Below are 23,530 nucleotides of genomic sequence, written 5' to 3'. Positions count from 1 at the left end.
ATGTCTACACCCGCTAATTTTAATGGCCAACGCCCAGTGATTGATGTCAATGACGCAGTTATGTTGCTTATCGATCATCAAAGCGGCCTGTTCCAGACCGTTGGCGATATGCCAATGACTGAACTGCGTGCAAGAGCAACAGCGCTGGCAAAAATCGCCACCTTATGCAAAATGCCGGTGATTACCACCGCCTCTGTGCCGCAGGGGCCAAACGGTCCGCTTATCCCGGAAATTCATGAAAATGCCCCTCATGCACATTATGTCGCGCGCAAAGGTGAAATTAACGCCTGGGATAACAAAGAGTTTGTTGCTGCGGTAAAAGCGACAGGCCGTAAGACGCTGATTATTGCTGGTACCATCACCAGTGTATGCATGGCATTCCCGGCCATCAGCGCGGTAGCAGAAGGATTTAAAGTCTTTGCCGTCATCGATGCTTCCGGTACTTACAGCAAAATGGCACAGGAGATCACCATGGCCCGCGTCGTACAGGCTGGTGTCGTGCCGATGGATACTGCCGCGGTTGCGTCTGAACTGCAGAAAACCTGGAATCGGGAAGACGCAGCGGAATGGGCTGAAGTCTATACCAAAATCTTCCCGACTTATCAGTTACTGATTGAAAGCTATACCAAAGCCCAGGATGTTGTGAAAAATAACGAGCAGTTGGACTCTCAGCGCGCTTAACTTTTCCAATCTTTCACAAACGCCTGTTTAGTATAAGCAGGCGTTTTGTAATACGCAGCATCAGCCTCTGTCAGCCATTACGTCCGGCCATTACACCGCCATCCACATCCCAGATGGCGCCAGTTACCCATTGCGCTTTATCTGACAACAGGAACGCGACGGATTCAGCCACATCACACGGCGTACCGACCCGACCAATCGGATGGAAGCTGTCAAAGCTGCTCATCACACCTTGTACGTCTTCTTTCGGGATAAATCCTTCGTAGATAGGTGTATGCACGACTGCTGGCGAAACGGCATTGACGCGGATCCCATTCGCCCCCAGCTCGATGGCCAGATTTTTAGTTAATGCATGCAGTCCCGCTTTTGCCATTGAGTACGCTGAAGAAGGTGTTGCGCCAATTGCTTGTTGTGCCCACATCGAACCAATATTCACAATGGCACCCTGGATGTTAGCCGCCACCATATTACGCACGACATCGCGGGTGATAAAAAACGTCGCGCGGTTGAGGCTCATGTACAGTTCATAATCTTCAATTTCATGATCAGTGAAAGGTTTTGGGAAGAAAACCCCAGCTGCATTTACTAACAGGTTGATGTCTTTGTTCTCAGCATTCACCGTTGCCATCACCTGCTTAACGCCCGCTTCTGACATCAGATCCGCCACAATGACAGAGACGTCACCCAGCTCCGCCAATGCCTGACGGGCCCGTTCTGCTTTCTCGGCAAGATTGCCAACCAGCACCACTCGACCACCACCCTGGAGGATCAGTTTTGCGGTTTCAAATCCGATACCACTGGTACCGCCCACCACTAACAGTTTTTTGCCGACAAATAATGTGTTCATCGTTAGCCTCGTTTCACGTATTCGTTAATGCGCTAACAATGCCACTCCCCTGAGGCGCTGACGAATGAGAAGAAATAGCGATCCAAGAAAGAAAATCTATCTCGATGGCATATACTGAGGATATTCACAAAACGGGAAATGATCTGATGCGATCGCTGAATCGGCTTAAATGGTTACACGCTTTTGAGGCCACTGCCCGCCACGGCAGTTTTACCGGCGCGGCACAGGAACTGGGGGTCACTCCGGCGGCCGTTGGGCAACTGGTTCGGGCGCTGGAAGACTGGGTTGGTCACCCGCTGCTGCATCGTACCCGTTCTGGCAAAGAGCGTCTCACGCTGGTCAGCGAAGCACAGGACGCGTTGCGCGAGATAACCCAGGGGCTGGATAGTCTGGAATCCGGGCTGAACAAGTTACGCGGTCGGCGGGCGCGCTCGGTGGTGATCATCACGGCCTCTCAGGTACTGGTGATGAACTGGCTGATGAGCCGCCTCAATCGTTTCTCACAAGCGCATGAAAACATAGAATTACGCTTGAACGTGACGGAAAAGCTGATGGATGTTGCTCATGGCGAAGCGGATCTGGGCGTGCGTTGCGGCAAAGGCGACTGGCCTGGGGTAAATAAAACCTGGCTGATGGATGAAGAAGCGGTTCTGGTCTGTAGCCCACGTATTGTGCCAGTAGATAAAATATCCTGTGGTGAATGGTTGGCCGCACAGAAACTTATCCATGATGACACTCCCCACCCCGGCGCCAATTTCCCGGACTGGAATGATGTCCTGACCGCCACCCAGGCACCTGTCGTTCGCGACAGTGGATTGCACATCAACTCTACCTCTGCGGTGATTCTGGCGGCGCTCAGTGGTCAAGGTGTCGCCATTGTGCGCAGGGCATTGGTGCAGCAGCTACTGACAGACGGGCAACTGGTTCAGCTTCATCCCAACACCCGCTGGCCTCTGGCATGGTCTTACTACATTGTTACGCCACAGCACGCGGTAATGCGCCCGGAGGTAAAAGTCTTTAATGACTGGCTGATTGCGGATGTGCTGGCAGAAATCACAACCATCTCTGCTATGATGCCAGCACACAAATAAAACAAAACAACATGCCGAGGGAAAGATGAGTTCCACCAGAAGAGGGATGATGAACGTCCTGATTGCCGCCGTATTGTGGGGAAGTTCAGGCGTTTGCGCGCAGTACATCATGGAGCAAAGCCAGATGTCGTCGCAGTTTCTGACCATGACGCGCCTGATTTTCGCCGGGCTCATTCTGCTGATGCTCTCTTTCGTTCACGGCGACAAAGTGTTCTCCATTATCAAAAATCGCAAAGACGCCATCAGCCTGCTGATTTTTTCCGTGGTTGGCGCACTCACCGTACAGCTAACCTTCCTGCTGACCATTGAAAAATCCAACGCCGCCACCGCGACGGTGCTGCAATTTTTGTCACCGACCATTATCGTGGCGTGGTTTTCCGTGGTGCGCAAAGCACGACCGGGGATTTTAGTGCTGACCGCGATATTCACCTCGCTTATCGGCACCTTCTTGCTGGTCACCCACGGTAACCCGACGTCGCTGTCTATCTCACCTGCCGCGCTGTTCTGGGGAATTGCCTCGGCGTTTGCCGCCGCGTTCTACACCACCTACCCCTCAACGCTTATCGCGCGCTACGGCACGCTGCCGGTCGTCGGCTGGAGTATGTTGATCGGCGGCATGATCCTGCTGCCGTTTTATGCCGGACAGGGCACCAATTTCGTGGTGAATGGCAGTTTGATTCTGGCGTTTTTCTATCTGGTGGTTATCGGCACATCGCTGACGTTTAGCCTGTACCTGAAAGGCGCGCAGATGATTGGCGGACCGAAAGCGAGCATTTTAAGCTGCGCGGAACCGTTGAGCAGCGCGTTGCTGTCCCTGCTGCTGTTAGGTATTACCTTTACCCTGCCAGACTGGCTGGGCACGCTTTTGATCCTCTCTTCGGTAATACTTATCTCAATGGACTCACGTCGCCGCGCCAGAGCGGTTTAACACCAACCGGCGCGGCAAAAGGTTATGATTACCAGCCCGGAACCGCGCCACCGTTAAAGATAGTTTCTGCCGCCTTCGCCACTTCAGGTGACTGATAAGATTGCAGGAACTCTTTCACATTCTCGGCATCTTTGTTGTCTTCTCGCGCCACCAGAATGTTCACATACGGTGAGTTTTTGTCTTCAATAAATACGCTGTCATGTACCGGGGAAAGCCCGGTTTGCTGGATGTAGGTGGTACTGATAATCGCCACATCCACTTTCTGATCGTCCAGTACACGCGGCAACTGCGCACCTTCCAGTTCCATAATTTTCAGATGCCGCGGATTATCAGTGATATCCAACGCTGTTGGCAGCAGACCGGTATCCGCTTTCAGCGTAATTAACTTCTCTTTTTGCAGCAGCAACAGCGCCCGACCCAGGTTGGTCGGGTCGTTAGGTATCGCAATCGTTGCACCGTCTTTTAGTTCAGCAACAGTTTTGATTTTCTTCGAATACCCTGCCATCGGGAACACAAAGGTATTGCCCACCGCAACCAGCTTATAGCCATGTGCTTTATTATCTTGTTCGAGGAACGGACGATGCTGGAAGACGTTGGCATCCAGCTCACCATGATTGGTGGCATCGTTGGGCAGCAGAGAACCGCTAAACCCCACCAGCTCCACCTCAAGGCCATATTTTTCTTTAGCGACTTTCTTCGCGACCTCCGCTACATCCTGCTCAGCACCGTTAATCACACCCACTTTGATATGCTTTGCATCACTGCTCTGTTGATCGCATCCTGCCAGCAATAATCCCGCCAGTAATACCGCCGCCCCGGCCCCGAAATAAGGTATCTTCAGCTTCACGTTTTATCCTTTTGCAATAACCGCCTGATGAGTAATGAAATGACTATAGCGGGAAGGCCGCTGCGGTTTAAAAAACGAAAAAGCATCAGCAAGAAGAAAAAAGCATAATGGGGCTAAGATAAATTAGTCGGAAGATACCGTTAGTTCATTAATTGCAAGCCCGGTAATAATTAGCACCAGTTCACGATCGATCCCCTTCTCAAGCATGGCATGGGCTATCCGCAACGCTTCGTCCTTTTTACCTTCTAGCAAACCCTTTTGCAGTCCCTCCTGCAGGCCACTGCGATGACCCGACTCACGTAAGCATTCTGCAATCGTCATTAATCTCTCCTTATGTTGGGGAACGCGCAGGGCAACCTGTCGAATAAACGCCTCAAAACGCGGTGCGCTACCAGCCTGCACCAGGTAATTAAATAGCGTTTCTACCTGACTGTCATTAGCGTGTCCCTTAATCAACAGGGCAACCAGTTTATCGATTAGCACCATCAAATCGCGCTCGCGTATATGCTTCTGGACAAGTTCCAGGAGCGCCACCCTCCGGTGCTGCATAATCTCATCATCAGAGACCACCGTGATATCGACCAGCGGGAAGGCCGCGCCATAAAGCTGCCGCGCGGTTTCTGGATCGTCAAATTCATCCAGCCAGCACAGTGAAAAAGGGTACGGGCTGGCAACACCATGATAAAAAAGTATCGGAACCACCAGCGGCAGTGTTTTGTGGCCGGCATCAAGGTGATTCTGCATCGCGGCAATGGCATAACGCATCATCCGAAATGCCATATGGGCATCCGGTGAACTCTGGTGTTCAATCAACGCGTAGATATAGCCTTTACCGGTTCTCGTTTTTAGCGACCACAGAATATCGGAATAACTGGCACGCAGGTCTTCCTCAATAAAACTCCCTGGCTCCAGCTTCAGTGTGTTCAGATCGCAAAGTTCACGTAATGGTGCGGGGAGATAGCTATCAAGAAAATCCCGTGCCGTTTCTGGATGGCTTAAGAATTTTTTAAATACCGCATCATGCGGCGTAGAAGTTGTTGGTTTTTTCATGGCGGTCCGTCACCAGAAGAACAAGATGACGGAACCTTACTCGCCAGTCGCACACACAACATCTGGGAACTTTTCTATCTGCGAGGCGGCTTGGCGGATAAATACATGCTTTTGCAATGTATTCATTTTCAGGGAATAGCGTTCGCAAAAATGCCCGGCAGGCGCACTCACCTCCGGGCATTTTTTATGGGCCATCCAGCGATGGCGACATCATACCAGGGCTTTGACTATCTCCATCAACCTGACGACATCTGCAGGCCGGGTCTTGCCGGTCTGTGAGTCGATAATCGAGCTGTAAACATGCGGCATGACGCGCGGGACTCCCGCCTCCAGACAGGATTGCAGGATAACGCCGAAGTTATCGAGATCGATACCGCCGGTCGGCTCAATCAACGTCATGCCGTTTCGCGCCGCTGTCGTCGCCAGTGCGTACAGCTCAGGCAGCGACTGCTCACCACCCATTGGGAAGAACTTCGCCGCATGGGCTCCTGAATCCAACATCATACGGACCGCTGCATCGCAGGAAACGCGGGCTGGCGTGCCCTGGCTGCTGCTGACCCCGGTCGAGATCAACACGTCCCCCGGCGTGCCCGTGGGACTGACTAACGCGTTGATATGGGTCTGTTCACCGCCCGTTGCCGCCAAGGCGCCTGCCGCAAACCCGCAACCGGTAAAGGTCTGGTTGACGTGTGCTGGATGTACCTGTGAGGCAATCATCGCCGCTTTGTAATACTGCGCCGGGTCACCGGCCCCCAACCCCACGGAAATTGATGGCACATCGGTCATCCAACGTTTTACTTCCAGAACCCCTTCCTCAACCGAGGAAAACTGCGCAGAAAGAATGCCGATCACCGCGTGGCCTTCGGCAGCATCATAGATTTCCCTCGCATTGGCGATATCCTTCGCCAGCACGTTAATGGCCACTTTATTACGATAAAAATTAATGTGCTGCATGTTCTGCAATCTCCTTTAATCGCGCCACGATCAGCGCCATTTCCCCTTCTGCTACCGTACGCGGGTCAAGGCTAAAGACGCCCTGATGAAGGTTGTAACGGCGAGCGTAGATCGCAATATCACCCTCTCGCAGTTGCGCTTCTACGGCGTAGGCATCCATTCCCAGCACCTGCGCATTCACCCGAATTCGAATCCGCCAGATGGCGCGCCCGGCTTCGTCCTGCTCGATATCCGCATCCAGTCCGCGAATCTCTGAAATCGCCTGCGCCACGGGGCGGAGCGCTTCGGCAGTGACTACGGTTTGTCCCTGATGGTAGTTTTCCAGGGCATAAACCAACCCAACCATATTCTCTTTGCCGATTTTCATCGCCCGGGCAATGCCGTGGTGCTGCGCTTTACACGCGGCAATCCACTGTTTCTTCCCGGTGATAAATCCGGAGGTCGGCGCGTTAAAAGCTTTTGCCCCGCTGTAGACCACCATATCCGCTCCGCTTGCTACCCAGGCGTGCAAATCTTCCTCGGCGGCGGCATCGACAATCAGCGGCAGGTTGTGAACCTGCGCGACCTGCACAAAATCCGCGATGCTCAACATGCCTTTCTGCACGCAGTGGTGCGATTTCACGTACAGCAGCGCGGCGGTGCTATCGGTAATCGCGCTCTCCAGCTGCCAGCGGGCCGCCAGATTACTTGAGCCAACCTCCACCACCCGCCCGCCGCCCAAACGGATGGCGCTGGTGATGGGCGCACCGTAGTCAACGTTATGCCCGCGCAGCATGACCACTTCATTGGCCATTCCTGCGCTGTCCGGCATCAGCGTGACTCGCGCCTGGTCACCACGGGTAATGGCGGCGGCAACAGCGATAGCAATGCCCGCCGATGCACAGGAGGTGACGTAGCTGTCTTCGGCCCCGGTGTAGCGGGAAACCAGTTCTCCAGTTCTGTCCACCAGCCGATCAATTTCAACAAAGGCTGAAGCAGCCCGTGCGGTGGCCTGCATTACTTCCGGCGCTACGCTGGAAACACCCAGAATCGTCATCTTGCCGCAGGCGTTAATGACCTGTTTTAGCCCCAATTGTTGGTAGATATTCTGTGTCATGGCTTACAGCACTCCCAGCAGCGAACAGACCACGCTGAGCGCGACAATCGACAGTAAAATCGTTGTGTAACGCGGCCCTTTCTTCACCAGATAGAAATAGATGGCGAACACCGCCGCCAGCGGCAACAGGCCGGGTGCAATAGAGTCGAGGATTTGCTGGACCACCACTTCAGAGCCTTTCAGGGCGCTAAGTTTTAACGGCGTGGTGATCTTGACGTAGCTTGCAGAAAGCGCGCCCATCATGATCAGGCCCAGCACGTTAGCGCCGTAGATAAGTTCCTTTATTCGCCCTCCCTGCAGCAGGCCAATTATCGAGTCACGCCCCAGCGTATAGCCTTTGTGAACCATGCCATAGCTGATTGCCAGCGTAATAGCAGGATAGAGAATTAACGGTACAATTCCGCCCATCGCGCTGCCATTCGCCGCAAACGGGATGAATATAGCAATTAACAGCGGCATCACGGCGGCCCAGATGATGGAGTCCCCCATCCCGGCCAGTGGTCCCATCAACCCGGTTTTAATCCCGGTAATTGAGGCGTCGCTGATCGGCTCGCCGCGGGTTTTCTGTTCCTCCATCGCAATGGAGATCCCCTGAATCACCGCCCCGAACGTCTGCTCCGAGTTGAAGAAGTTCAAATGGCGTTTCAGCGCTTCAACCTGCTCCTCTTTTTGCGGGTAGAGTTTTTTGATGATCGGCGTCATTGAGGCGCAGAAAATAAGGCTTTGCAAACGCTCATAGGAGCTGGAAACTTCCGCGCCTAGCCAGTAGATAAACCATGCTTTGGTGATGTCTGCTTTGGTCAACGTGCCGCTTTCACGCGCGCGCTCCACCAGTTCATGCTGCATTACGTCGCTGCTCATCATGCTGCTCCTTCATTTTTCGCCAGACCTTTAATCAGGAAGGCCACGCAGGTACCAAAGATTGCCATCGCCATGATGTCTACCTTCAGGTACAGCACCGCAAAGAAACCGCCGATAAACCATGGCAACAGGCTCTTTTTACCGATCACCATAATGGTGATGGCGAAGCCCAGCGCCGGCAGAATGCCGCCCATAATTTCAAAGGAGTGCGTCAGCCAGTGCGGCATCAGCTTAAGGAAGCTTTCCACAACGTCCTGACCAAAATAGTTGGCGGCGAAGACCACCGGGAAACGCAGTACCAGTCCGAGCAACGCCGGGTAGAGGAACGCACAGCGCATAATGCCCGCCATGTTTGCCGTTTCCGCATGCTTGTCGGCCATATGTACCCACGCTGCGTTTAGCGTGCGGCGCAACTGGTCGAGGAACACGCCGATAACGCCAAAAGGGATCGCCAGTGCGATAGCCAGGTTCGGGTCCATTCCGGCCTTCACGGCGATAGGAATTGAAATGCAGGCAGCCAGCGCCGGATCCGACGGGACGTTGCCGCCTGGCGTGGAGGTCACGCCGAGATAAACCAGCTGCATACCTGCACCGATGATCATCGCCGTTTCCATGTTGCCTAACAGCAGACCAACGAATACGGCAATCACCACTGGCTGTAGCAGCATGGCGGAGAAGGTGTAGCCAAGGCGTAATCGGGCAAACCAGTAATACAACCCCATCAGGCTTGCGAAGACTAAAGTATCCATAATTAAGTACCCTGTTATCAAAGAATTAGAATTTTTTCAGGATATCGTCCAGCGACTGCGGCTTATCTTCCGGGATAGTCTGGAAGAACACCTGAATCCCACGATTTTTCAGGTCGCTCAGGATGCCGACGTCTTTTTCATCCAGCGTAATGTTCTGGAATACTGCTTTGCGGTTTGGCCCACCGCCCAGCCCACCGACCTGAATGGTGGTGACATCAAATCCCAACTGAACCGCTTCCTGAACCGCAGCCAGAGAGGGGAAAAGCACCAGCACTTTGCCGTCACCAAGCTGGTTTTCTTTCCAGGCAGCCGCAAAACTTTGGTTACCGAAACAATCCACTTTGATGTTCGGCGGCGCGGCCATCAGGTAGATGTTTTTCATAAACGGATCGGCATCCAGCTCATCGCTGACCACTGCAATCCGGTTTGCCTGAGATTGCCCAACCCATTTGGTCACCACTTGTCCATGAATCAGACGGCTATCGATACGACATAAAACGATGTTTGCCATGATGTTTATTCCTTATTGTGATTGTTGTAATTGACGTACGTGGGCAACAACGTCTAGGCAGCTACTACGCCCGGCCTCGACCAGATCGGCCACGCAGGTGGTCAGTTGGCCATGCTCGCGTTTGTCGAGCGCCTCCAGTAACAAAGAGGCGTTGAGCCCGGAAATCACTGCCACCGGGTAATCGGCGCTCAGCCGTGCCGCCACGTTAGACGTGGTGCCGCCAATAAAATCAGTCAGGATCAGTGAGCCTTCCGGCATAGCTTTCACTACGGCTTCGACGCGCTGATAAAATTCGCCGAGCGTATCAACGGGCATTAGCGGAATTTCCGTCACGCCTTTGATTTCACCCATCACCATGCGCAGGCTGTTGCAAAGCTGTTGCCCCCAGCCGCCATGGGTCAGCAGCAGGATCTGGGGCAAGGATTCAGTGGTAGTCAAAATGGCCTCCTGGCTCGATTACATAGACATAGGTAAACAGAGCAAAGGCTGTGCCAGAATTTGTGTCACGCGGGGGAATTGTGGGTGTTGACGGGGCGCAAAGCCCCACCAGACAAGGGATTAGCTATACAGCAGTTCGTAGATATAAAAATATTCCGCGTCCGATAACCGAATGGCATAGGCCTCTTCGATCGGCAGGAAAGCCGATTTAATGACACTAAACGCACGAATATCCAGATCCGGCTTGTTCTCCAGCGCCATCTGTAACGGTTTGCGGTTAATCACGATACGCTCGACCATACAGCAGCAGTGGATCAGGAAGCGCAGTGTCACCTGACGGCTCGGTTTGAGCGAAAGCGCGGTGGTCAGGTGATTCAACACGCCTTCCATCTCTTTCAAAATACGCTGCGGGTTGAGCACCGAAATATGGTTAATGATGCTCTCCATGGTCAACGCGCTGATAAAGCGCATCGCGCTGCGCTCCATCTCCAGTCGGCGTTCGCTGCTGGAGAGATCTGGCGTCAGCAGGCTAAGCACCAGCTCAGGGCCTTGCTCAGAGAACAACTCCTCGAGCGAGATAAACGGAATATCCGGCAGTCCCGGCTGGAAAGTACCCACTATGCCAGCCAGACGCTCAGTGGCGTTAATCGCTTGCTGAACACGCTCCAGGCTGCGAACTTCGTTGTAATCGAGGATCACCATCCGTGTGTCCTGCGACATCAGTTCGCCGAAGCTCTCTTCCAGCACCTTTTTGATTTTTTCTGCTGTTCCCATCCCGGTGATGCAAGAGATAACCAGCACTTTACCGCTGTTTTCCTGCTGCGGCGTACAGAGCTGACAGGGTATATTTTTGCTCTGCATCAATGCCGCCAGCTGCGGCAAGTCGCTGGTTTCGTAGCTTAAATCCAGCCCTATCTCCAGCAGACTGGTGAGCGTGATGTTGGGCATCAGCAGAACGTCTATCTGGAATAATTTGCTGATCGTACTGCCAAAATGGACCAGCGAGCCAATATCCACCATCAGGATCAATCGGCGATATTGCCGGGTCTGGATCATCTGCGTCAGGGCTTCCAGCGTGTCATGCACCGACTGCTCGAAAGGCATATCAATAGCGCTGAACACCTCGCGCTCCAGCACGCGATTCACGTACTGCGCCTGGCTTGTGGCGGTCGTCGCGCCGTGGGCAATCAAAATCACCCCGCAGTCCGGACTGGCATCAATCCGTTGGCGGTAATGGCGACACTCTTTGAGGAACAGGCACAGCCAGACCACTTCCGTCGCCGGACACTGAATATGCAGCAACTCATTGATTTTTCGGCATAACAGCGTGGCGTTTTCGTATTCATCTTTGCAGCGATCGAGGATCAGGCTGGAAGAATATAGTTGCGGAATAAGGCCGCGCTGCACGTAGCCAATCAGCGCCAGAAAGTGTTTGCGCAGCGGGTTAACCAGATTTTCCGGCAGCGTGAAGCCAAGCACCTGCTCAACGCAGCCGATCAGCAGCGTGACCCGCTCTTCAATCTGATCGCCATAGCGCGGGGGATGCGCCACGCTGTCGCGGCTATAGAGACCATATTCAAAAATCGAGCTGAGTTTGTTTTTGAGGATTGCCAGCGTTTCGGCTGGCGGTACGTTGCTGTTACGCAGGTTGATGTATTCCCGGGTCAGGAAGCTGTAAAAGAGATCGCTCTCTTCAATTTCGGCTCCGGTGGCCAGCGAATTTTTCAGTGCCGGCAACGTGCGGGCATCGATGCTCAGGTGTTCTTTGCCTTCGAACAGCGCCCCAACCAACAGACGTTGTTCCGGCGTGGCGTTAAAGGGGATCTCGGTCAGACGTTTATCCAACTGTAGCGTATCGCTGTGCTCCGTCATCCCCGAGGCCCAGGCCTGGGCGCAGAGAAACTGAATGTCGCTCTTGAGCTGACCAATATTGCCTTCCAGCGGCTTGTTCAGCAGCCAGAGCAGCAGGGTACGGTCGATGCTTATCGTACGCTCGATTTTGCGGCTCTCACGCTGTAAGAAACCAACGATCAGCTCAACCTGCTCTTCCACCGAACGCTGGCGAATGCCGGGGAGATCGATACATACCTGAATACGTCGCTGGAAAGTGCGCAGCAACGCCGAACTTACCGGTTCGGTGGTCGCGCATATCAGGCGAACCGAGATTGAACGCGCCACGGCGCTTGAACCCAGCGGCCGGTATTCACCTTTGTCGAGAATAGAAAACAGTTTTTCCTGACCTTCATACGGCAGACGATGCACTTCATCGAGCAGGAGATAGCCGCCATCAGCCTGTTCGACCAGACCGGGTTTATTCTCGTTTGCACCGGTAAACGCTCCCTGTCGATGACCAAACAGGTGCGATGAGAGCAGTTCCGGGTTATGCGCGTATTCCGCGCAGTTGAAATAGACCAGCGGTGGAGGCGTTCCCGCTGCACGTTCGCAGGCGAAACGGTGCATCAGTTCGGCAAAAAAGGTTTTACCCACGCCGGAGGGACCGGTCAGCAGAACATGTAGCCCGTGGGGATACAACACCGCCGCGCGGCCTTTTTCCACCGCATCGCGCAGGCTGCGATCGTAACCAATCAGGCTGGAAAAGGGATCGTCTGTCGCCAGGTTTTCCTGAACAGGCAACAGGTCGGCAACGGTTTGCACTTCACGCTCGGACTCATCCAGTTTGCGCCCCAGCAGCGTTTCAATCGCCTGACGATGCAGAAAGAATACCGGGCGCCCGCGGCTTTTAATCGCCAGGCCGTCGTTCCAGAGCTGATTGAGATCTTTACTGACTGAGTTGCGCGCCAGCCCGAGGTTAAAGCCGATGGCCTCCGCTGTGAACGCGGTTTCCTGCGCCAGATGGGCAAGATTCAGGCCTCGCGTCAGCCGTTCCAGCTCTCCCAGTATTATCTCAATCCGTCTCATCTCTTTACCGCTTAAGAAATAAATGATTGTTCAGAACATACACTATTCTGCTGCGCAAGAAAGTGAGGCGGCATCCAGACCTTCCGGTCATCAAAACGTTTTCGACAAATAATGGCGCGCGGAACCGGTTTCCGGGAAGTTATCGAGGGTCATTTGCAGCTGATAGCCGTTTTTCTGATAAAACGGCAGCGCCTGGAAACTCATGGTATCCACCAGCGCATGCAGGCATCCTCTCTCACGCGCCGTCTGTTCTGCGGCCTGTATCAATTTTGTGCCGTAACCGCCTTTGCGCAGCGAGTCATGCATCCACAGAAAATCAATGCACAGCCATTCGCCTTTGATTTTGCCGATCAGCCCACCCAGAATGTCATTGCGCTCATCGCGCCAGTACACCGCCAGGTCGCCAAAATTGGTGGTTCTAAGAAACTGCCGGTTGTAAGCGCGCAATCCGGCAAGTAGGGCATTTTGATCGTCTTCTGTAATTGCATCTGTGATCTGTATTTGCATCCTATCCTCCTGAAATAACTACAACTTCTGGCTGATTTATTTTTAGACATTAACACAGGGTGCTGAGTGAATCGTATGCCGTCTACACTTACTCTTGAGATGATGCGCATAGACAACAAGGATTATTATCATGAAACGAATTATTTTTCCGATTATTGCCGTCCTTTTCACGCTACCCGGTCTGGCGCAAGCCGACTCGGCGTATGGCAGTCTGCAGGCTGTACACGAAAAGAATACTGTTATGAAGGATTTACGTAAGATTTGTACCCCGCAAGGGTCGCCATCTGATGAGGTGTGGGAAAAAACGATTATGGCTGATACGCGTAATCAGCAGCACATCCGCGAAGCCATTCTGGCAATTCAAAGAAACAATCAGAACAACTACTGGGAAGCCCTTGGCAAAGTTGAATGTCCGGATTTATAGGCATCTGGTTGAAAAATGAGTACTGTAACCGGTTTCTGTATCGCAAAAACACGTATTGTTGCCAGAACGTATAAATAGCAATGGAGCAACAACAATGCGATACCGTTTTCCAGAAAACTTCTGGTGGGGCAGTGCCTGCTCGGCACTGCAAACCGAAGGGGATAGCCTGAACGGCGGCAAAAGCCAGACCACGTGGGACGTGTGGTTCGATCGTCAGCCAGGTCGTTTCAATCAGGGCGTTGGCCCGGCAAACACCTCAACCTTTTATCAGCACTGGAAACAGGACATCGCACTGCTCAAACAGCTGAAGCACAACAGCTTCCGTACGTCTCTGAGCTGGTCGCGCCTGATCCCGGACGGTACCGGCGAGGTTAATCCTGAAGCCGTCGAGTTCTATAACAACGTCATCGACGAGCTGCTGGCACAAGGCATTACGCCATTTATCACCCTGTTCCACTTCGACATGCCGATGGTGATGCAGGAGAAAGGCGGCTGGGAAAACCGTGAAGTGGTCGAGGCGTTTGGCCGCTATGCACAAACGTGTTTTACATTGTTCGGCAACCGGGTTAAGCACTGGTTTACCTTTAACGAGCCAATTGTCCCGGTTGAAGGCGGCTATCTGTATGACTTCCATTACCCTAATGTGGTGGATTTCAAACGTGCAGCTACCGTGGCGTATCACACCATACTGGCGCATTCGACGGCGGTTCGGGCATATCGTGCCGCAAACCATGACGGTGAAATCGGCGTGGTACTGAATTTAACGCCTTCCTACCCGCGCTCACAAAATCCGGCGGATGTGAAAGCCGCACACTATGCGGATCTGCTGTTTAACCGCAGTTTCCTTGACCCGGTGCTGAAGGGTGAATATCCGGCGGATCTGGTTGAACTGCTGAAAGAGTACGATCAATTACCGGCATGCCAGCCAGGCGACAGCCAGTTAATCGCCGAGGGAAAAATCGACCTGCTCGGCATCAACTACTATCAGCCGCGTCGCGTGAAATGCCGCGATAGCGCCGTCAACCCGGATGCACCGTTTATGCCGGAGTGGCTGTTTGATTATTACGAAATGCCGGGGCGGAAAATGAACCCCTACCGTGGCTGGGAAATTTATGAGCCGGGTATTTACGATATTATTACCAATCTGCGTGATAATTATGGCAACCCGCGCTGTTTTATTTCTGAAAACGGTATGGGTGTCGAGAATGAGCAGCGTTTTATTCAGCAAGAGCAAATCAACGACAGCTACCGTATTGAATTTGTTTCTGAGCATCTTATATGGCTACATAAAGGCATTAGCGAAGGCTGTAATTGTCTTGGCTACCATATGTGGACCTTTATTGATAACTGGTCATGGCTCAACGGATATAAAAACCGCTACGGTTTTGTTCAGTTAGATTTAGCAACGCAAAAACGCACGGTGAAAAAGAGCGGCGAATGGTTTGCCCGTACCGCCGAAAACAATGGTTTTAATTAAAACCAACCAGGATGCCGGATAGCGATCCGGCATACCGTGTTTTAGTTTATTGCATATCTTTTATGCGAACTTTTGCTGCCACCAGAAGCGCCGTCAGCAGCATCAGGCTGCCGGAAATCATCAGGGGCGACAGCAGTCCTAGGGTATCGAGCGCATAGCCTCCCACCGCAGCCCCGCAGGTATTGGCAAGTTGGATCACGGCGACCTGGACGGATCCGGCTTTTTCTGCCTGATCGGCAAGCGAACGGGTGATCCACGTCGACCAGCCCACCGGTACCAGCGCAAACAACAGTCCCCAGATAATCGCAATACCCGCCGCCACCACTTTGTCGCTGCCCCACAGGATCAGGACCAGCGCACTGAGCGCCAGCGCCAGTGGCGCACCGGCTAACGCCAGTTTGACCGAACGCTTCAGAATCATCGACGAGAACGACGTACCAACAAAACTGGCAATGCCGAAGCTCAGCAGCACCAGCGTCAAGCCATCAACGTCAAAGCCCGCCAGATTCATATAGATCGGGCGAATATAGGTAAAGAAGGCGAACTGCCCGGCAAAGGACATGAAGATGGCAATCATCCCGGCCATCACCCCTGGACGCTGCAACAGGCTGAACATGTTTTGTTTCTGATGCGAAGGTTCACCAGGCAGCGAAGGCAACGCTCTCACCACCCAAATCGTGCACAGCACGCCCATTACCGCCGCCGCATTAAACACGTTACGCCAGCCGATAATACCGCCCAAAAAGCTCCCCAGCGGCGCGGCAATTACCAGCGCAATAGAGACCGCGCCAAAAATAACCGACAGCGCTTTCGGCACCGTACGTGCAGGAACCAGACGCATGGTCAGCGACGCCGACATCGCCCAGAAGCCGCCAAGCGCCAGACCGAGGCAGGCGCGGCCAACGAGCAGCAGCGAAAAAGAATTGGCAAAGGAAACCAGCAGACAGGAAAGCGTCAGTAGCACCGAAAACAGGATCACCACATAGCGACGATCGGTCGCCTGAATAATTTGCGTCACAAACAGGCTGGCGAACATGGCGACAAATGCCGTCACGGTCACCGATTGTCCGGCCACGCCTTCAGAAATCCCCAAATCCTGCGCCATCGGCGTTAACAGGCTAACGGGGAGAAATTCAACGGTTATCAGGCAGGCAACGCAGAACGCCACGGCAAATACCGCCGACCAGTTCGGGCGGGAATTTGCCTCAGCGCGGGATTTTTGTTCAACAGCTTCACTCATTTTGTTACCTGCGTGGGGTTATTGTAGAAAAGTTACGCAGTGTAACATTAAATTTGTGACGTATTTAACGTTTCAGCAACTGTTTATAGCCGGATGGCGACGTCGTCTTATCCGGCCTACGATGGGGCACTGCGTTGGGCCTGATAAGCGTTGCGCCATCAAGAGGACTATCAGTGCAGCCAGTGCACACCATCTTCAGGCTGGAAAAAGGCGTTATAGCGCATTTGGAACGCATTAAGCTCCTGCATATCCGGCTCCATCTCGCGTAGAAAACCGAGCGCCAGACGCACCTGCGCGTCGGTAATCGGTGCAGCCAGCCGGGCCTTTTGCAGCCAGCGGTGCCATTGCAACAGGTTCTGCTCACTGCCGTCGACAATAACGATTTGCCAGATCAACAGCACCTGGGCAGCATTTTGTAGATGCGATTCATCAGGACGGTGGAGGTACTGTAAAAAAGCCTCACCCTGTACTTTTCCCATCTGATCGATCATCGATTCTACCGGCACGACATCAATGTTCAGTCGCTCGCTCAGACGGCGAATTGCCCGCCGCGACCCGGACGTTAGCACCCGAAATCCCACCACAAAAACAACCACCAGCGTGGCCAGCATTATCCAAATCATGCGAACATCCATTACCAGACAGGACGCCCATCATAGCGGCAAATTCACCTCTGTCGACGACTGAACGTGTTAACGCTGTTCAGGACGGGTTACGAGGAATAAAAAAGCCCGCCATTAAGGCGGGCAAAAGTTACCAATGCACACTTAACTTAAGCTACTTTCAATTGTTGAATCTTTTTCTCGCGGCGAATTTTACGTTCTTCAAATACGGCCACGACGGCCATCAGACAGATACAACCGATGGCGGCAGCATCCAGCGCGGCGAAAGTGCCCGCCCAGCCGGTCAGCCCGAAAATCGGCGTGCCGTCGGCAATCATCCCCAGACCGAGCTTGGCGAAGCTGTCACCAATCAGATAAGCGAATGTGCCTTTAATCCCATCGGCTGCGCCGATCGCTTTTTTCGGCACAAATCCGACTGCCGCAACGCCGATTAACAGCTGTGGACCAAACACCAGGAAGCCCAGCGCAAACAGCGAAGCCAGATAGATGTACTGGTTGCTGGCGTGCTGATAAACGCCCAGAGTGGCGATAATCAACGCCAGCGCCACGCAGGCCACCAGCGCACGACGACCGTTAGCCAGGTCAGAGAGCCAACCCCACATCAACGTGCCAACCAGGGCGCCCACTTCAAACAGGGTAAAGCCCTGAATCGCCACTTCTTTGGAGAGCTTCAGCTCCTGGAAAGCGTAGACGGTGGACCACTGGTCGATACCGATACGCACTACGTACAGGAAGATGTTCGAGAAACATAACAGCCAGATCACTTTGTTTTTCAGCACGTACTCAACAAAGATCTGCCATTTGGTCATCTCGTTTTCTTCGGTTTCTTTGTCTTCTTCACTGATCTCCTCACCGAATAGCTCTTCGGCTTTACCGAGGCCATAAGATTCCGGGGAGTCGCTGCCGTAGCGCAGGCCGATAAAGCCAACAATCAGAGCAATAATCGACGGGAAGATAAACATACCGATGACGTGACCGTCGAACAGATAGTTAGCGCCAAACAGAGCCACGCCCGCCGCACCCGCACCGCCGAGGTTGTGGGAGATATTCCACATGCCGAGGTAAGAACCCCGCTTGCGACGCGGCGTCCATTTGGTAATGGTGGAATAGCTACATGAGCCGCCGGTACTCTGGAAGAAACCGCTCAGCGCGTAGAAAGCGATCATCAAAAACAGACTGGTTGAACCCGCGCCCATGCTGGCGCTGAAGCCGAGCATACAGATGGCGGAAAGGATCAGCATAAACGGCAGGAACTGCTTGGTGTTTTTGCCATCCGCGTAGTAGGAAACCAGCGTTTTACCCACGCCGTAGGTGATGGAGAAGCCCAGGCCAATCATCCCCAGCTGCGTCATGCTCAGCCCGTAGGTGGAGATCATGTCGTTCTGCGCGATGTTGAAGTTTTTGCGGATCAGGTACATGGTCAGGTAGCCGATAAAGACTACCAGATAGGACTGCATGAACGGTTTGAACCACATTTTGCGCCGCACATCGAGCGGCAGATCCAGGGTCGGCTTGCGCACCTGGTTGAGAAAGGCCAGCATTTGACACTCCCGAGCTAATTTTTATACCTGCGAATGGCAGGCATTGTAAAAATCAGCCGGAAGACGCGCCTGAGACAGCGTCCAGGTGAAACCGGGAAAATTTCTTAGTTTTGCCCCACTCGGGGCAAAAAGGTGAGGTACATCACGCTTCGTTGAGATCGCGCGGGGCCTGGGCGTTTAAAAATGGCAGCAGCAACAACGCGGAAATCCCCGCCGCAATAGCGATCACCACAAAGAATCCGGTCCAGTGCCAGACCTCCATCACCTTCGCCAGCGGCCAGCCGGAGAGCGATGCACCCAGATAGGCAAACAGCCCAACAAAACCGGTTGCCGCGCCCGCCGCATCTTTATGCGAACATTCCGCCGCCGCCATGCCGATCAGCATCTGTGGGCCGAAGACGAAGAATCCGGTGGTGAAGAAGCACGCGGCCTGCATCACATAGCTGGCGAACGGCATCAGCCACAGCGAGCCAACGGAGAGCAAAATTCCGGCGGCGAAAATCAGGTTCATTGGACCGCGGTTGCCGTTAAACAGCTTGTCCGAACCCCAACCCGCCACCAGCGCGCCAACAAATCCGCCCAGCTCAAACATTGTCACGGCGGTATTGGCGGTCACCAGATCCACGCCGAGCGTCTCCGACATGTACAGATTGCCCCAGTCGTTAATCGCGGCACGGACCACGTACACCAGCACATAACACAGTGACAGCAGCCAGATATAAGGATTCAGCAGCACATAGCGGGTGAGGATCTCTTTGCGGCTCAGCCCAGCACCTTCCTGCTGTTGGGCAATTTCCAGTTCGTCATGCCGCCAGTCGCCAATCGGCGGCAGACCAATCGCCTGCGGCCTGTCTCGCAGCCGCCAGCAGAGAAAAATCCCCACCACAATCGCCAGCAGCCCAGCGATCATCATCCCGGCGCGCCAGCCGTAGTGCAGCGCTGTTGCCGCCATCACGATAGGGATCAGCGCCCCGCCGACGTTGTGCGCGGTGTTCCATAGCGCCCACCAGCCGCCGCGCTCGGTACGCGAATACCACGCGGTCAATAAACGCGCGCAGACCGGCGATCCCCAGCCCTGGAAAAAGGCGTTCAGCGCCCACAGCACCGCAAAGGCCCATAGCGAGGTGGAAAATCCAAACAGAATGTTTACCACGCCCGTGGCAATCAGCCCGATGCCCATAAAATAGCGGGCGTTGGAGCGGTCGCTGACGATACCGGAAACAAACTTCGACAGGCCGTAGGTGATGTAAAACAGCGTCGCCAGCAGCCCAATGTCGCTGCGAGTCAGCACGCCGCTGGTCAGAATATCCGGCACCGCAGCGTTGAAGCTTTTGCGTGTGAAATAGAACAGCGCGTAGCCGAGCCAGATGGTGGTCAGGATATGCCGCCGCCAGTAGCGGTAGCGGGCATCCACTTCGCGCTTATCAGTAATGAGCGGCGCACTGGCCGGAGCTTTTAAAAACGAAAACATGACCGCGCCTTACACATATCGCTGGGGTAACGACACGTTGACCCGCGTGCCGTGCGTACAGGAAATCGAGAGCGACCCACCGAGAGCGCTAATCCGTTCACGCATCCCCGTAAGGCCAAATCCCTGTTGATTCGACCCCGGCGGCAGGCCGCTGCCGTCGTCCTCAATCACCAGCATTAGCCGTTCATCCTGTTGCCAGCCCTGAAGCGTCACCGCGCTGGCGTTGGCGTGCTTAACGATGTTGTTCAGCCCTTCCTGACAGACGCGAAACAGCGTCACCCGCTGGCTTTCGCTAAGTGCAGATTCATCAATTCGCCAGTCGAGATGGCTGACGATGCCACGGCTTTCCAGCTCCATTTCGCGCATCAGTGAGCGGATGGCCTGCTCCAGCGTGAGATCGTCCAGTTGACGTGGTCGCAGTCGGCCTAACAAGCGACGCACCGAATCGTACACGCCGAGAGAAAGTTGTTCGATGTGCGCCCCGCTGCGCTTCACCCCTGCGTTTTCCGGCGCCAGCCGCTGGACAATGCCCGCCTGAGTGCGAATGGCGGTGATGGTCTGGCCGATATCATCGTGCAGCTCGCGCGCCACATCACGGCGCACGCTCTCCTCGGTCTCCAGCAGGCGTTCCGCCAGACGATGGTTGCGTGCTAATTCATTTTGCAGCGACTGGTTAAGTTCGCGCAGACGCTGAATACCCGCGCCGAGCAGCAGCCCGGTCAGGCTTTGCACCAGCAGCGAGAGCAACAGATCGACGGGATGATCGTGCCAGGTCTGGCTGGCAATCAGCGCGATGGCGTTCATCAGCGTCGCAATCAGTGCCCCCTGCCAGCCGTAGTGCCAGGCCAGCGCAATGATAGGCAACGCGAGGCAAAACGGCGTGAAGCGCGAAAGCTCGGCGGGTAAACCGAGCTGTAGCCACAGGCTGACGCTAAACAGCAGCAGGTACCAGACCAGATGCCGCCCGCGCCAGTTCACCGGCTGCGACACCACCGCCGGGCCCAGCGGCAGCCAGGTCGTGCTGGTCAGATAGTGCCAGAACACCAGGCAGATCGGCGCCAGCGTTAATCCGCCGGTGAGCGTCAGCAGCAGCGCGTTCCACGCCTGTTCGCCTTGCCCAAGCCAGGGCAGCGATTGCAGCAATGCCGCCGCCGTAAGCGCCGCGCCCTGCAACAGCAGCGTGCGCCAGTCGCGCTGATGGCGGTATCGCGAAATCAACATCACCGGGAGTAACGTGAGGAAGCTGCCGATCATCAAAAGTGGTAAATGGGCCAGCGCCACTTCCTGCGCCAGCCAGAAAAGAAGCAGCCATTCCGCGCCCAGCAGCACCGGCCAGTAGCCGCGCGGACATTGCAGCATCAACCCCAGACGCAGACCAAACGGAAACAGCAGTACCGCCAGCTCCGGGCGCTCAACCAGATGCAGGCTGATGCTCCACAGGCAAAACCACGCGGCAGAGAAGATAAAGAAGCAGGCAACAACGGTGATTAACCGGGAACAGAGCGTGTTCATTGCCAGCCGTCAAACATCCGGCGGGCCAGTTCGACGTCGTTGCTGACCCCCAGCTTTTCCATCAGGTTGGCGCGATGCACGTGCACCGTTTTCGGCGACAGACCCAGTTCAGCGGCAATCTCTTTGACCGCCATACCTTGCGCCAGTTTTTCCGCCACCTGACGTTCGCGTTTGGTGAGCGGATCCTGACGACCGGCCGCCAGTTTGACGGCGATGTCCGGCGTCAGGTAACAGCCGCCGGTCGCTACGGTATGCACCGCCGCGATCAGCTCATCCGGGCTACAACGTTTAGAAAGGAAACCACGCGCGCCCGCGTTGAGCGCCTGCTCCACCAGTGCCGGGCTGTCGTGGACAGAGAGCATGATAATCGCCATTCCTTTTGGCAACTGGCCTAACAGTTCAAGACCGGAGATATCAGGCATAGAGATGTCGCAGATACACACCTGCACGCCGCGTCCCGGTAATCCCGCCCGCGCCTCACTGCCTGAGCCAAACTCAGCCACCACCTGCAAATCAGGTTCCAGCCCCAGCAGTTGGGCAAAGCCGGAGCGGACGATAAGGTGGTCGTCAATAAGGGCAACGGTAATCATGGGTTCATCCTGGCGCTAAGGCATGCCTGATGGCGCTACGCTTATCAGGCCTACGGGCGGGTGCCGTTGTAGGCCGGATAAGGCATTAATGCCGCCACCCAGCAAAAGCGCTTACCTTAACGATAAGTGCTTTGGTGTTCAAGCCTTGAGCGATCAGGCTATGCCAGTTGTGACTGTAAATGTCCGGGTGTGCTGCGGTTCTATTTCAATCAAGGTGCCATTGCGTTGTGCTGCCAGGAATCCTTCAGGTCGACAGGTTGCAGGCAAGGCGAATGCCGCAACCTGCTGATCGCTGTTGTAGAGGATCCAACGCGTCACATAATTCAGCTCCGTGCTGGAGAAACGCGTAACGAATGTGGTGCCATCAGGCGCGATCATGCTAAATTCTGGCTTATCGGTGTACCTGTCCAATTGGTCAGCAAAGAAGACAATTTCCGGATCGTAAAAATGGGGTTCATTGAGCCGCGCCAGAGAAGCCTCGCCCTGTACAATCCGCTGATTAAACGCCAGCCACTGCTCAGTCGGTTTAACATGCGCGGGTATCGACTCACGCAGCTTCATGGCCTCATCCGGAATATTCTGGCTGAAGGTGGCTTCCGGTACGTAGGCATAGTTCATATGGCACATGTACTGCAACGGCATTGCCACTGAGGCAAGGTTGGTAACCGCCATCTGAATATCAAACAGCGCACTCGCTTTGTGCATTACCACCGCAGGATGTGCCTGATAATGATGACCGAACCCCATCACATACTCATAGCGTCCGCCCACGCGCAAATTCTCACCCTCCAGCTCCAGCCAGGCTTCATCCATCGCGGCACAAGCCATTTCACCGTGCAAAGGATGTGAATCCTCTGGTGATGGGCAGCCATTTGCCAACAGACCTGAGTGGAAGGCAAAACAGCCGTAGGTCGCCACCACTTCCGCCGCCGGTTTCGGCTGACTGAACATGTTACGCATGGTCAGGTCATGGCCATCAAACTGAGCATCCCAGATCATCTGCCCCATCCAGGGCAGAATAACCAGATGTCCACGACTGTTTTCTACCTTCAGCCCTTCCACTCCACTGGCGTAACGAAATGCGGTAACCGTGAAGTCGCTATTCTTCAGTAAGATTCGCGGATGCTCTGCAAAGAGTTCCCGCCACAGCGTTATACGTGTTGTCATGCTCAC

At 54.4% G+C, this 23,530-nt stretch carries 23 protein-coding genes; 5 read left to right on the top strand and 18 right to left on the bottom strand.

Annotated features, from left to right (window positions below; translation table 11 throughout):
- Complete coding sequence (locus tag OGY18_RS26930; protein ID WP_003827172.1) at positions 1-681, top strand: hydrolase; 681 nt, start codon at positions 1-3, stop codon at positions 679-681.
- Positions 682-751: 70 nt separating this feature from the next.
- Here the strand turns inward: OGY18_RS26930 and OGY18_RS26925 are convergent, their stop codons facing one another.
- Positions 752-1,528 (bottom strand): SDR family NAD(P)-dependent oxidoreductase, encoded by a 777-nt coding sequence (locus tag OGY18_RS26925; RefSeq protein WP_126317207.1) that lies wholly within the window; start codon positions 1,526-1,528, stop codon positions 752-754.
- A 146-nt stretch (positions 1,529-1,674) separates the two neighbouring features.
- Between OGY18_RS26925 and OGY18_RS26920 the strand changes: the two genes are divergently transcribed.
- Positions 1,675-2,619 carry a LysR substrate-binding domain-containing protein gene (locus tag OGY18_RS26920; RefSeq protein ID WP_275397819.1) on the top strand — a complete coding sequence of 315 codons (945 nt, stop codon included), beginning with the start codon at positions 1,675-1,677 and terminating at the stop codon, positions 2,617-2,619.
- A 25-nt stretch (positions 2,620-2,644) separates the two neighbouring features.
- Complete coding sequence (locus OGY18_RS26915) at positions 2,645-3,547, top strand: carboxylate/amino acid/amine transporter (RefSeq protein ID WP_003827166.1); 903 nt, start codon at positions 2,645-2,647, stop codon at positions 3,545-3,547.
- Between the two features lie 28 nt (positions 3,548-3,575).
- Here the strand turns inward: OGY18_RS26915 and nlpA are convergent, their stop codons facing one another.
- From nlpA to OGY18_RS26865, 10 genes are all read right to left on the bottom strand, one after another.
- On the bottom strand, positions 3,576-4,394 hold the full coding sequence (gene nlpA, locus OGY18_RS26910) for a lipoprotein NlpA (protein ID WP_032945419.1): 819 nt from the start codon (positions 4,392-4,394) through the stop codon (positions 3,576-3,578).
- Positions 4,395-4,517: 123 nt separating this feature from the next.
- Positions 4,518-5,444, bottom strand: a complete 927-nt coding sequence (locus OGY18_RS26905) for an Rpn family recombination-promoting nuclease/putative transposase (protein WP_286555031.1) — start codon at positions 5,442-5,444, stop codon at positions 4,518-4,520.
- Positions 5,445-5,654: 210 nt separating this feature from the next.
- Positions 5,655-6,398 (bottom strand): 2-dehydro-3-deoxy-phosphogluconate aldolase, encoded by a 744-nt coding sequence (gene dagF / locus OGY18_RS26900; protein WP_286555029.1) that lies wholly within the window; start codon positions 6,396-6,398, stop codon positions 5,655-5,657.
- Complete coding sequence (dgaE, locus tag OGY18_RS26895) at positions 6,385-7,494, bottom strand: D-glucosaminate-6-phosphate ammonia lyase (protein WP_279275352.1); 1,110 nt, start codon at positions 7,492-7,494, stop codon at positions 6,385-6,387. Before dgaE ends, dagF begins: the two co-directional genes overlap by 14 nt.
- Positions 7,495-7,497: 3 nt before the next feature.
- A complete protein-coding gene (locus OGY18_RS26890; RefSeq protein ID WP_005121522.1) occupies positions 7,498-8,358 on the bottom strand; it encodes a PTS system mannose/fructose/sorbose family transporter subunit IID in 861 nt (286 codons plus the stop codon).
- Complete coding sequence (locus tag OGY18_RS26885) at positions 8,355-9,104, bottom strand: PTS mannose/fructose/sorbose/N-acetylgalactosamine transporter subunit IIC (protein WP_003023960.1); 750 nt, start codon at positions 9,102-9,104, stop codon at positions 8,355-8,357. The genes OGY18_RS26890 and OGY18_RS26885 overlap by 4 nt, the downstream gene beginning before the upstream one ends.
- Before the next feature lie 25 nt (positions 9,105-9,129).
- Positions 9,130-9,615, bottom strand: a complete 486-nt coding sequence (locus tag OGY18_RS26880; RefSeq protein ID WP_003023959.1) for a PTS sugar transporter subunit IIB — start codon at positions 9,613-9,615, stop codon at positions 9,130-9,132.
- A gap of 12 nt (positions 9,616-9,627) precedes the next feature.
- Positions 9,628-10,053 (bottom strand): PTS sugar transporter subunit IIA, encoded by a 426-nt coding sequence (locus OGY18_RS26875; RefSeq protein ID WP_003827155.1) that lies wholly within the window; start codon positions 10,051-10,053, stop codon positions 9,628-9,630.
- Between the two features lie 120 nt (positions 10,054-10,173).
- Entirely contained in the window at positions 10,174-12,972 is a 2,799-nt protein-coding gene (gene dagR / locus OGY18_RS26870) for a transcriptional regulator DagR (RefSeq protein ID WP_286555023.1), read from the bottom strand.
- Between the two features lie 90 nt (positions 12,973-13,062).
- On the bottom strand, positions 13,063-13,479 hold the full coding sequence (locus OGY18_RS26865; RefSeq protein WP_191235910.1) for a GNAT family N-acetyltransferase: 417 nt from the start codon (positions 13,477-13,479) through the stop codon (positions 13,063-13,065).
- A gap of 130 nt (positions 13,480-13,609) precedes the next feature.
- Here OGY18_RS26865 and OGY18_RS26860 point away from each other — a divergent pair, with 130 nt between their 5' ends.
- Both OGY18_RS26860 and gmuD read left to right on the top strand, forming a co-directional pair.
- Complete coding sequence (locus OGY18_RS26860; protein WP_191235909.1) at positions 13,610-13,903, top strand: YicS family protein; 294 nt, start codon at positions 13,610-13,612, stop codon at positions 13,901-13,903.
- A gap of 94 nt (positions 13,904-13,997) precedes the next feature.
- On the top strand, positions 13,998-15,380 hold the full coding sequence (gene gmuD / locus OGY18_RS26855; protein ID WP_191235908.1) for a 6-phospho-beta-glucosidase GmuD: 1,383 nt from the start codon (positions 13,998-14,000) through the stop codon (positions 15,378-15,380).
- Positions 15,381-15,426: 46 nt separating this feature from the next.
- Here gmuD and nepI read toward each other — a convergent pair whose 3' ends face one another.
- The 7 genes from nepI to OGY18_RS26820 form a co-directional block, all read right to left on the bottom strand.
- Positions 15,427-16,620, bottom strand: coding sequence for a purine ribonucleoside efflux pump NepI (gene nepI, locus OGY18_RS26850; RefSeq protein WP_191235907.1), 1,194 nt, complete (start codon positions 16,618-16,620; stop codon positions 15,427-15,429).
- A 170-nt stretch (positions 16,621-16,790) separates the two neighbouring features.
- Positions 16,791-17,243 (bottom strand): DUF1198 family protein, encoded by a 453-nt coding sequence (locus tag OGY18_RS26845; protein WP_003827141.1) that lies wholly within the window; start codon positions 17,241-17,243, stop codon positions 16,791-16,793.
- Between the two features lie 149 nt (positions 17,244-17,392).
- Positions 17,393-18,784, bottom strand: a complete 1,392-nt coding sequence (gene uhpT, locus OGY18_RS26840) for a hexose-6-phosphate:phosphate antiporter UhpT (RefSeq protein WP_286555012.1) — start codon at positions 18,782-18,784, stop codon at positions 17,393-17,395.
- Positions 18,785-18,926: 142 nt separating this feature from the next.
- Positions 18,927-20,255, bottom strand: coding sequence for an MFS transporter (locus tag OGY18_RS26835; protein ID WP_286555009.1), 1,329 nt, complete (start codon positions 20,253-20,255; stop codon positions 18,927-18,929).
- 9 nt (positions 20,256-20,264) lie between these two features.
- Positions 20,265-21,767 (bottom strand): signal transduction histidine-protein kinase/phosphatase UhpB, encoded by a 1,503-nt coding sequence (uhpB, locus tag OGY18_RS26830; protein ID WP_286555007.1) that lies wholly within the window; start codon positions 21,765-21,767, stop codon positions 20,265-20,267.
- Positions 21,764-22,357 carry a response regulator transcription factor UhpA gene (gene uhpA / locus OGY18_RS26825; RefSeq protein ID WP_286555004.1) on the bottom strand — a complete coding sequence of 198 codons (594 nt, stop codon included), beginning with the start codon at positions 22,355-22,357 and terminating at the stop codon, positions 21,764-21,766. Before uhpA ends, uhpB begins: the two co-directional genes overlap by 4 nt.
- Before the next feature lie 153 nt (positions 22,358-22,510).
- Positions 22,511-23,524: an aldose 1-epimerase family protein gene (locus OGY18_RS26820; RefSeq protein WP_286555002.1), complete on the bottom strand. Its 1,014-nt coding sequence runs from the start codon at positions 23,522-23,524 to the stop codon at positions 22,511-22,513.
- Positions 23,525-23,530: the final 6 nt, after the last annotated feature.

The sequence above is a fragment of the Citrobacter sp. Cpo142 genome, from assembly GCF_030332425.1.
Classification (GTDB): Bacteria; Pseudomonadota; Gammaproteobacteria; order Enterobacterales; family Enterobacteriaceae; genus Citrobacter; species Citrobacter portucalensis.
This window is presented reverse-complemented; position numbering and strand designations above follow the sequence as displayed.